The organism is Leptospira johnsonii (assembly GCF_003112675.1).
GTDB lineage: Bacteria > Spirochaetota > Leptospiria > Leptospirales > Leptospiraceae > Leptospira_B > Leptospira_B johnsonii.
In genome coordinates, this window is the sequence record NZ_BFAY01000001.1 from 154543 (window position 1) to 164397 (window position 9855).

Sequence of the window (9855 nt, forward strand, 5' to 3'; positions counted from 1 at the left end):
GGTTGTATAGAGGGTCTTTGGATGGAAACTAACTTAGCGGAAATATTAAATGAGAAATGTTCTTGTTCTACTTTGAACAAGGAGCGCTTGAGCGAAGAGGCGTATAAATTCCCTGTTCCTGAAATAAGAACCCAAGGGATCGAACATTTCTATTCCGAAACTCCTTCCTTCATTAATATTTCGGATAAGGAGAAAATCCTACAAATTTTGTTTTCCATTCGAAACGCCTTACGTTTGCCGGAAGTGAGAGATCGTATTTTATCCGATTATGATCCCAAAGAAAGGGCCAGCGAAATTACCGGAGGAGTTTTTCTTAGTTTGGATTTTCATCAGACGAAGGAAGGTCCTAAGCTGATCGAGATCAATACGAACGCAGGCGGAGCTTATTTACAGCTAAAACTTTTAGAAGCTCAGATCAGATGTTGCAAGATCGTCGATATTGCTATTCAGAATGCGGATACTCTCCGGAATTTAGAGGAAAAATTCTATTCCATATTCATTGATGAATGGATCTCCAACGGACGAACAGGAAGACCGGATTTTATCGCTATTGTGGACCAAAATCCTTCCGGTCAGTTTTTATATCCTGAGTTTCTATTATTTAGAGATCTATTTAGATCCAAAGGGATTCACTCGGAGATATTAGATCCGGATCAGATTAAATTTATAGGAGAAGAACTCTATTTCGAGGGAAAGAAGATCGATTTGATCTATAACAGATTGACCGATTTTCATTTATCTGAAGATACGAATTCTAAAATTCGAGAAGCTTGGAAGCATGGAAAACTAATCCTTACTCCAAGTCCCGTTGATTACGACCTATATGCTCGGAAAACGAATTTGAACGTTCTTTCGGATAATAATTTTCTAATGAAGGCAGGGCTTGATCGAAAGGATTCGGAAATCCTAATGTCATCTATTCCGAATACGAAAATCGTAACCTTAGGAAATGCAGAGGAACTCTGGGAAAAACGAAAGAGTATCTTCTTTAAACCAAAAGAAGGATTTGGTGGTAAGGCCGCCTATTATGGAGGAAAACTTACAAAAAATAAGTTTTCGGAAATTATTCATGGGGAATATATAAGCCAGGAATTCGTTCCTCCTTCCGTTCGGATCACATCCATTTCCGGAGAGGAAAAGGAATTAAAAATGGATATAAGGGCTTATATCTATAACGACGAGATCTTACTTTTAGCAAGCCGCTTGTACCAAGGCCAGACTACAAATTTCAGGACTCCGGGAGGAGGATTCTCTCCTTTGTACACGTTGCCTGAAATCGTTTAGATTAAATTCGCACCCTGTTACAGGTGCGAATCAGGTGAGCTCAATGTAAAGTTCGAGGAAAAGCTCGTTGTCTTGAATCTCGGCAGTATGAAAGTAATAGGCTTTGGTGACTTTAAACAGAAAAGAACAGGTTCCGATTTTGATGATCTAACTACTTTTACAACGGGAGGAAATGAATTTTATAAATTTAGTTTATTTCCTGAACATTTCCAAGAGATCGTCGATCACGAAGTGAAGGATGAAAGAAGATTACTTCTCAAAAATGGAAGCGTACTGATTCTAAATAATACCGGGAAAGATATGCAGGTTAGTTTTGATTAAGTTTTGAGGTAGAAAAATCCAAAAAATACGTTTGATTTGTGGCTGAAAACTTTATGGTGATGATATATAAATGGAAAAGTTGAATATTATCAATTTTATATTTTCAGAGAGGAAGATAGTCTTCGAATGAACCTTTTTGCTCAAAATTTGTCCGTCCGCTTTAGTAAAACGATCCTATTTTTCATATTCTTACTATTTCTTTCTTTCATTCATGTAAACGTAATTCTTTCGCAATCGTATGGAGGGTCCATTTGTGAACGCTCCTCTAATCCATCTCTGCTTCAGCAAATTAAAGGTAATAAAATACCGGATCTTTATATTGGTTATTCTGCTCGGGGGGTGAAAGATGATAATTTTCCCGGTTATGATTTGTATCATACCAAGAACTGGGCTAGTTCAATCTTAATGCCGAATACGCCTTTGCCAAAGGTCCCGAAAGAAATGGATTTCGATAATGAGGTCCAATTTGTTCGAAGAGTTAATTTATCTTGTCTTTATTCTCCTTATTCGCTGATGGATAAAGACACCTCGACTGCCTGGTCAGAAGGAGTCGAGGGCGACGGACTGGGAGAAGTTGTTTTAGCCTATGTTGATGTCCAGAAACCTATCAAAATTTGGACTGGCTTCGGAAAAAATCAGAAATTATTTTTGGCAAACAATAGGCCGAAGGTTATTCGGGTCTATGTTCTGGAGGCTGGTTATTATGGCGTAGGGGAATCGAATTTTGTATTAGGAAAATTTAAATCTCTTGGTGTTCATGAAATTGCTCTCCTGGATGTTAATGGATATCAAAAATTGAATATTCCGTTATACAAACTTAATCCAATAGGGATCGGATCTGGTGCTGATAAACAATATATGCGCGAGTCTATATTAGCCATTGAAATCGTTTCTGTATACAAGGGCGAAAAATACTCTGATACTTTGATCACTGAAGTTTCTAATGAGTGAGAATTGTATAAAGGTTTTTAACTGACGATCCGCATCCAGATTCAGATGCGGATATTATTCTCAATGCTAAGCAGTTTCCGGAACTCTTCTTCTACCTTCCGGCTTCTTACTAGTGATCTCCGCAAAGGTTCTTTCATACTCCGGGTGAACTGTCCCGAATAAATAATCCCAAGCGGTTGTATAAAGCCCATAATTGTAACGAAAACTTTGGTGATGCATATCATGATTGGTATTCGAATTCACCAATTTTAAGATCGTATTTGTACCCATCCAGTATGGGAAAATTTCATAACCGCTATGACCTAAAACATTACGAATGATTTGAAAGGTCATAAAGATCATTAAAGCCAGAGGATGGACCGGAAATAATGAAGCCACGATCGGCATGATAAGAGAATGGATGAATGCCTCCCAAGGATGAAAAGAGTAAGCAGTCCAAGGAGAAGGTGTGACTGAATCATGGTGCACTTTATGCACTCTCTTATAAAACCAACGAGTATGCATGAGTCTGTGCGTCCAGTAGAAGTAAAAATCCTGGATAACTAAGATAAGTACGGTGCTTAAGATCAGATATCCCCAGCCGTGATCTTCTATACGTTCGTAGAACTTGAAGTAACCGTATTTTCTAAATAACAATACGGTCAGAGTTACTGAGGTATAAACGACTACGGAAGAAACGGAATATAAAAATTCCTTTTTGAATTGAGACGGTTTTGCGTTCTTCTCTTGGATCTTTCTATATTGAAACGGATGTTTCCAAATATAGAAGACCAAAAACGCCAGACCCGCGAATAGAAAGTATCTCAAAAAATCTATTAGGAATATGATTGGGATTTTGGGAACTAAATCCATCATGTATTGAAATAATTGTTGGTGAAAGCACATGTTTGATCCTTTGCTCCTTGGAGGATTTCGTGGATCATTAGAACATTTTTTCAGGTTTGAATCCGATAGATTTCGGACAAAGTCTGATCGATTCCGGATTCGATCGCTTATTTTGCAGAACTGTTTTGTTTTCTGAAATCGCTCGGGGTCATTCCTACAATTTCTTTGAAGGCCCTGTTGAATGGGGCAAGAGAACCGTAACCCAGGTCCATTGCAATCCTAAGCACCTGGAAGTCATTTTTGTCGGGATCCGAAAGGATGAACATTGCTTCTTTGATTCTGAAATGATTTAGGAATTCGTTAAAGTTCCTGTATCCTAGTCCTTGATTGATGAGTCTACGGACCTTCTTCTCAGGAACGTTTAACCGTTTTGCTAAGGCCAAGATGGTCAGGTTCTCTTGTAGAAACACCTTTTGGTCTTTTAGGAGAGAATTCAGCTTTTGTAATAGGTTTTCGTCTAAAGGTTCTTCGGTGACTTCTTCCTTTTGTATTTCTTCAGTTGGGAATACATTCTCTCTGAATTGAAAGATCCGGAAGGAAATGAAAAATACCAATACGAAAATGAAGGAGGAATTGATCAGATCCAATTGTACGGAATATCCAGCGTCTTTGGTGATCACTTCCATTAATACAACGGACATGCTATAAAGCCCCGTCACCCAAGAAAAAATTACTCTGAATTCTCTTCTTGATTCTAACAGGTCTACGTTCTTGTCTTTTAAAACTTTTCCTAAAGTGAATAAGATAAGTCCAAGGTAGAATACCTGAGGCATACTGAATAATACTTTGGCTAAAATTGTGCTTTGGCTTCGGATATCGGAGGCCAGAAAAACATAAAAACAGAATATATTCAGAGAGAAAAATAATACTCCATGCCAAACTTTCAGTTCGAATCCATCTTCGAATAGGCTGGAAACGAATAGATAAAAAAAGATAGAAACCGAAAAGCAGCCTGTATGGACCAGTATTAGGATAAATATATTTGTGGAATGATCCAGCCAAGGACAAATAAAATAGGCGATCAAAGAAGAAGTAAATAAACTTCCTAAGAGACTCCGGGTGCTTAGTTTTACTCGGAGTAGAAAATTTAAGATCAGAAAGCCCAACTGAGCTATCGTAGCTGCTTTTAAATAATGGATCAGATCTGTGGTTTCGAACATTTATTATAAAATAGATATGTCGTCGAGGACTTCTTTTAGAGAATGAATACTTTTCTAATACTTTGGCTGTCTTTCAATCCAAAATTTATTCGGAAATTGTTTGTAGGAATCTGAGAATTGTAGCAAGAATGCGTAGCCTATCTAACCAATATTTCAAGATGAGAAAGGCTTTTTTAACGAACCAATCGTCTTATAACTTAGTGAGGGCGATCAATGTCGGTTTATAGTGCTTCCAATTCGGATCATGTATCTTCAGAAAATTTTGTTGGATCGAAGCTAATCCCTATCTTCGACGTCTGGTCTTCCTCTTTTCCGAGAGAAGAGTTTGCGGTTTTCGATTCCGATCTGAGGTGTGTATATTTTCGTTTATCATCTTCTGATCAAGGTTTGAAAAAGGAAGATTTCTTAGGAAAAAAATACTCCGAATTTGGCCCTGATTTTTTACCAATCGAAGATGATAGATTTGAACAAGTTTTAAAAGGAACCTCTTTTGAAATTGAGAGTAATTTCGGATATAAGATGCTTCGGATCCGTATCTCTCTTCTTAAATTTCCGGATAACGATTTGAAACTGATCTTTCTCGCATTTAATGAATTCTCTAATGAAAGCAATATAGTAGGAGGAATTTCGAATCTTACAGAAAAGCAGATCTCTTTCCTGAAACAGGAACAATCTTTATATAGAGATATCATTTCTATATTTAACTGGAGACAGGAGATAGAAGGGAAGGGGGGAAATCGAATTTGGATGCAGCAGGCACTTCCGAACTTGAATACTTCCCTAATGCAAGGTTCTGGGATCGGAGCTTTGATCACTTCCTTGGGAGCTTTGTTTGAAACAGCTCAGAAAGACGATAAGAACGCAATCGTTCCTATCGCATTCATGGATTTACTCGAAGAGAATTTTCAAGTTACTAAGAGACTGATTAAAACGATGGCCGACGCCCAGATTATTTTTGAAGAAAATTATCTAAATACGGAAGAATTATCTTTAGCGGAAGTTTTGAAGATCGTGAATGAACAAGTGGATTATATGCAGGATATGCTTCAGATCAAGAAGCAGAATGTAGTGATGTCTGTTTTGAAAAACTTGGAATCCCAAAAAATCACTATTAGCAAAGAAGCTTTAAAAACGATCGTTAGAGAGATCCTTATCAACGCGATGAAATATTCTCCAGATGGAGCGGAGATCATCATTCTTTATCTTAGAACAGAAAACAATTTTATAATGAAGTTTATCAATCCTCCGAATTATAAAGAGATAGAGAATTTGGACTGTAAAAATTCGGAAGAGATCGCCTTATTCCAACCTTTTTTCAGATTGAAAAAGGCGGTAGATGAACGATATTCCAAAGAGGAATTCGGGATAGGTCTAGGGTTACCAATTGTTAGAAAGTTGGCGGAAGATATGAATGCGAGAGTTTATTTTACAGTCACAAAATCCAATATCTACGAAAAAGAAGAACGCGAAGTTTGCACTTCTTTGCAGTTCCCTATGATTTCATCTTAGAATCGGCTTCCAGCATGCCCTGCTTTTGAAAGAATTTCGGAAGCCATTCTTCTTAAAGGTAATATCGATTCTGCAGCTCCTAATTCAATTGCTTCCTTTGGCATTCCGAATACTACAGAACTGGATTCGTCCTGGGCGACGGTATACGCGCCAGTCTTCTTCATTTCTAATAATCCTCTTGCTCCGTCATCACCCATCCCGGTCATAATAATGCCCATTGAGTTCTTTCCTACTTGTTGGGAAACAGAACGAAAAAGTACATCCACAGAAGGTCGATGTCGATTGATAGGGGGGCCGTCTTTGAGATCTACGTAAAATCTGGCTCCGCTCATTCGAATAGTCATATGTCTATTTCCCGGAGCGATCACGGCTCTTCCGGGTGGGATTTCCTCTCCTTGTTCCGCTTCCTTTACTCCTACCTGACATATCGAATTCAAACGTTTAGCGAATTGTGCGGTAAATTTTTCCGGCATATGCTGCACGATTGCGATCGGAGGAGAAAGTGGAGGTAGCTCTGTTAGGATAGTCTCTAAAGCGTTTGTTCCTCCTGTGGATGTTCCTATGGCGACTAACTTCCAAGTGGTATCCGCAGATAATTTATGATCCATATGACTCTTGGATAGTTGTGGCTTCTCATTATTAGGGATCGCTAATTTGGAAATTCTTGATTGAGAAGCTGCCTGTACGATCCTCAAAAAAGTTTCTGCTGATTCTTCCAAAAAGCCGCCTACGTTTAATTTCGGTTTAGAAATGATGTCCACAGCTCCGGAACTGAATGCCTCCATTGTGACTGCAGCTCCTTCCATGGTCAGAGAAGAGCAGATCACTATTGGTGTTGGTCTTTCTGCCATAATCTTTTTCAAAAAGGATATTCCATCCATTCTAGGCATTTCTATATCCAGGACGATTACATCTGGCCAATAGTTTTGCATTTTTTGAAGAGCGAATATCGGATCAGATGCGGTAAAAATTTCAGAAACATTCGGATCTTTTGTCAAGATCGTGCTTAAGTTCTGTCGAACGACTGCAGAGTCGTCCACTATCATGACTGAATAACGTCCGTTCATATTTTTTGATAAACGGAAGTTCGTATTAATTTAAAATTACTTCGAATACCTGTTAGGGATTCCGAATGGCCAATAATAAGTATTGCTCCAGAAGAAAGAATGGATTCTATTTTATCTATGATCATTTGTTTTTCCTTTGTTTCGAAATAGATCATCACGTTCCTAAGAAAGACTATGTTCGGTTTGAAACTTCCGGGCAATTTGTCTAGAGTTGTAAGGTTTGCGACTTCGAAACGGATCCTGGATCGGATCTCACTATTAAAAGTAAAATATCCGGTGAATTCTTCTTTCCCCTTCAGGCAATAACGTTTCAGATAATGTTCAGGTATCTGCTCGGAGCCCTGTATAGGATAAAATCCGTTTCTTGCTTTTTGGATACTATCATTACAGATATCGGTTCCAAGTACCGACCAATTGTCCGAGCCTAATTTGTCCTGCAGGATCAATCCTGCGCTATAAGCTTCTTCTCCAGTAGAGGCGGCTGCACTCCATATCTTTGTTGGAGAATTATTTCGATTTTCTAATATACTTTCAAGATAGTTGTAATGTGCAGGTTCCCGGAAGAAATGAGTCACATGAGTTGTAATTAGACTGATGAAAATATTTCTTTCTTCTTTATTGAGATCGCTTTTAATTATATCCAGGTATTCTCCGTAGGAGTTACAATTTCGGGCCCGAACACGTTTTGATAAACGGCTGACGATCAGGTTCTTTTTCCTTTCTCCCATGCGGATCCCTGTGTATTTAAATATTAGGGCCGCAAAGGAAAGGAATTCCGATTGGCTAAGGGTATAATTCGCGTTCATCCGTCATGGCCCTGTCGGAGTAAGGTTTTCTATCTCTTCTTCGGTTTTCTCATACAGCGAGATTACTTCGTTAAAATCGAGCATCATTACAGGATTGAGAAGTATGATCACTCTGTTATCGAGTTTACCTATTCCTCGAATAAAATCTGTCTTGATGTTCGCCCCGAAAGCGGGAACAGGATCCACACATTCCGGGGGAATGGTGGCAACTTCGTTCACCGAATCTACTAAAATCCCTGCGATTACTTTATTATCATCATTAGGAATTTCTAAAATGATAATGCAGGTACGTTTTGTCGATTCGATGTCCCGATTCTGGAATAATTTAGCCAGATCCATTACCGAGACAACGTTCCCCCTAAGATTGATCACTCCGCTGATAAACTTGGATGTTCTGGGGACCCTCGTAGGTTCGCGAAATTCTAAAATTTCTCTTACCTTGAGGATCTCCACTCCAAACTCATCCTGACCCAATCGAAATGTGAGATACTGATTTGCGTTAATTTGCATTGCTCTCATCGGAATATCTCCTAGAACCTGCCGAACTTCGACTCATTTAAGTTATGGTTTCCATTCCTATGTTCTTTGGAATTTCCAGAATAAGCAGGTTCAAAGGAAGAACCGGAGTAAACTTCGTCCATTCCGTTAATTTTGAAATGTTGAACCACTTTTTGCAAACCTTGGGCCTGAGCTGACAACTCTTCCGCCATACTGGACAACTCTTCAGAAGCAGCAGCGTTTTGTTGGGTTACACGATCCAACTGGCTCATCGCAGTATTGATCTGTCCCACACCTTGTTTTTGTTCTCTGCTTGCTGCAGAAACTTCGCGGATCAGATCAGAAATTTTGGTGATATTCGGGATGATCTCTTCGATCAGGCTTCCCGCTCTTTCGGCCACGTTTACCGAATTTTTGGCGAAGTGGCTGATCTCTCCCGCATAACTTTGGCTTCTTTCGGCGAGTTTTCTTACCTCGTTAGCTACCACAGCGAATCCCATTCCATGTTCACCGGCACGAGCGGCTTCGATGGCTGCATTCAATGCGAGAAGGTTGGTTTGATAAGCTATATCTTCCACAGAGGTGATCTTTTCGGCGATATCTTTCATAGCTTGAACTGCAAGACGAACCGCTTCTCCACCTTCATTCGCATGATTAACCATACTGGAGGCCATTACTTCCGTTTGTCTGGAATTGTCTGCGTTCTGTTCGATAGTCGCCGTCATTTCTTCCAAGGAAGCGCTTGTTTCCTCTACGTTAGCCGATTGTTCCGTTGCACCTTGGCTCATAGTCTGAGAAGTGGCACTTACTTCTTCCGAGGCACTTGCAAACGAAGAGGCAGCTTTTCCGACTTCTGAAATACTTCTGGAAAGTTTCTCGATGGTGCTATTCACAGAATCTCTTAGTTCACCCAATTTACCTTTATAGTTTCCTTTTACGAATTGGGTTAAATCGCCTTGTTCTAATGAGGACTGGATCTCCATAACCTCATTGATAGGTCCGACTATTGCCTCTAATGTTGCATTTACACCCTCTATGATCCGTTTAAAGTCTCCTTTATGTTTGCTCGCATCGGCTCTAGTATCTAATTTTCCTAATACTGCGGCTTCTGCCAATTCATTGGCATCAGTAATTAGGCCTTTAATATTTGCTCGCACTTGATCGATCGCTTCGTTGATAAATCTTTTTTTACCAGGAAGTTTTTCGATATCTGCATCCATATTTCCTTCACCGAACTGTTTGAAACACTCCATCGCTTTTTTCTTAACTGCGATATGAGAGAAGACCATATCGTTGATTCCATCCGACATGGTTTTGAAGGCACCTTTGAACTTGGAACTGTCTATCTTAACGTCTATGTCTCCTGCTTCATGT

Annotated in this window: 10 protein-coding genes; 4 read left to right on the forward strand and 6 right to left on the reverse strand. The window is 39.4% G+C overall.

Annotation, left to right across the window (positions count from 1 at the left end; all coding sequences use genetic code 11):
- Positions 1 to 21 precede the first annotated feature (21 nt).
- The 3 genes from LPTSP_RS00655 (at position 22) to LPTSP_RS00665 (ending at position 2556) form a co-directional block, all read left to right on the forward strand.
- Positions 22 to 1284: a circularly permuted ATPgrasp domain protein gene (locus LPTSP_RS00655; protein ID WP_108926918.1), complete on the forward strand. Its 1263-nt coding sequence runs from the start codon at positions 22 to 24 to the stop codon at positions 1282 to 1284.
- 72 nt (positions 1285 to 1356) lie between these two features.
- Positions 1357 to 1605 carry a hypothetical protein gene (locus tag LPTSP_RS00660; RefSeq protein WP_135354742.1) on the forward strand — a complete coding sequence of 83 codons (249 nt, stop codon included), beginning with the start codon at positions 1357 to 1359 and terminating at the stop codon, positions 1603 to 1605.
- Between the two features lie 126 nt (positions 1606 to 1731).
- On the forward strand, positions 1732 to 2556 hold the full coding sequence (locus LPTSP_RS00665; protein WP_108926920.1) for an NADase-type glycan-binding domain-containing protein: 825 nt from the start codon (positions 1732 to 1734) through the stop codon (positions 2554 to 2556).
- Positions 2557 to 2622: 66 nt separating this feature from the next.
- Here LPTSP_RS00665 and LPTSP_RS00670 read toward each other — a convergent pair whose 3' ends face one another.
- Positions 2623 to 3441, reverse strand: coding sequence for a sterol desaturase family protein (locus LPTSP_RS00670; protein WP_108926921.1), 819 nt, complete (start codon positions 3439 to 3441; stop codon positions 2623 to 2625).
- Between the two features lie 107 nt (positions 3442 to 3548).
- Positions 3549 to 4601 carry a helix-turn-helix domain-containing protein gene (locus tag LPTSP_RS00675; RefSeq protein ID WP_108926922.1) on the reverse strand — a complete coding sequence of 351 codons (1053 nt, stop codon included), beginning with the start codon at positions 4599 to 4601 and terminating at the stop codon, positions 3549 to 3551.
- A 519-nt stretch (positions 4602 to 5120) separates the two neighbouring features.
- Here LPTSP_RS00675 and LPTSP_RS00680 point away from each other — a divergent pair.
- Complete coding sequence (locus LPTSP_RS00680; RefSeq protein ID WP_167396392.1) at positions 5121 to 6110, forward strand: sensor histidine kinase; 990 nt, start codon at positions 5121 to 5123, stop codon at positions 6108 to 6110.
- Here LPTSP_RS00680 and LPTSP_RS00685 read toward each other — a convergent pair.
- From LPTSP_RS00685 to LPTSP_RS00700, 4 genes are all read right to left on the reverse strand, one after another.
- Complete coding sequence (locus LPTSP_RS00685; RefSeq protein ID WP_108926924.1) at positions 6107 to 7177, reverse strand: protein-glutamate methylesterase/protein-glutamine glutaminase; 1071 nt, start codon at positions 7175 to 7177, stop codon at positions 6107 to 6109. The two genes, LPTSP_RS00680 and LPTSP_RS00685, sit on opposite strands and share 4 nt — an antisense overlap.
- Positions 7174 to 7983, reverse strand: a complete 810-nt coding sequence (locus tag LPTSP_RS00690; protein ID WP_108926925.1) for a CheR family methyltransferase — start codon at positions 7981 to 7983, stop codon at positions 7174 to 7176. Before LPTSP_RS00690 ends, LPTSP_RS00685 begins: the two co-directional genes overlap by 4 nt.
- Positions 7984 to 7986: 3 nt before the next feature.
- Positions 7987 to 8502, reverse strand: coding sequence for a chemotaxis protein CheW (locus LPTSP_RS00695; RefSeq protein WP_108926926.1), 516 nt, complete (start codon positions 8500 to 8502; stop codon positions 7987 to 7989).
- Positions 8503 to 8513: 11 nt separating this feature from the next.
- Positions 8514 to 9855: methyl-accepting chemotaxis protein (locus LPTSP_RS00700; RefSeq protein ID WP_245915428.1), on the reverse strand; the 1342-nt coding region annotated here is incomplete at its 5' end.

Excerpts from the sequence above, each read along its gene's own strand:
- LPTSP_RS00670 (WP_108926921.1), bottom strand. The coding sequence starts at position 3,441 with ATGTGCTTTCACCAACAATTATTTCAATACATGATGGATTTAGTTCCC.
- LPTSP_RS00695 (WP_108926926.1), bottom strand. The coding sequence starts at position 8,502 with ATGAGAGCAATGCAAATTAACGCAAATCAGTATCTCACATTTCGATTG.
- LPTSP_RS00680 (WP_167396392.1), top strand. The coding sequence starts at position 5,121 with ATGCTTCGGATCCGTATCTCTCTTCTTAAATTTCCGGATAACGATTTG.
- LPTSP_RS00655 (WP_108926918.1), top strand. The coding sequence starts at position 22 with ATGGAAACTAACTTAGCGGAAATATTAAATGAGAAATGTTCTTGTTCT.
- LPTSP_RS00665 (WP_108926920.1), top strand. The coding sequence starts at position 1,732 with ATGAACCTTTTTGCTCAAAATTTGTCCGTCCGCTTTAGTAAAACGATC.
- LPTSP_RS00675 (WP_108926922.1), bottom strand. The coding sequence starts at position 4,601 with ATGTTCGAAACCACAGATCTGATCCATTATTTAAAAGCAGCTACGATA.
- LPTSP_RS00690 (WP_108926925.1), bottom strand. The coding sequence starts at position 7,983 with ATGAACGCGAATTATACCCTTAGCCAATCGGAATTCCTTTCCTTTGCG.
- LPTSP_RS00685 (WP_108926924.1), bottom strand. The coding sequence starts at position 7,177 with ATGAACGGACGTTATTCAGTCATGATAGTGGACGACTCTGCAGTCGTT.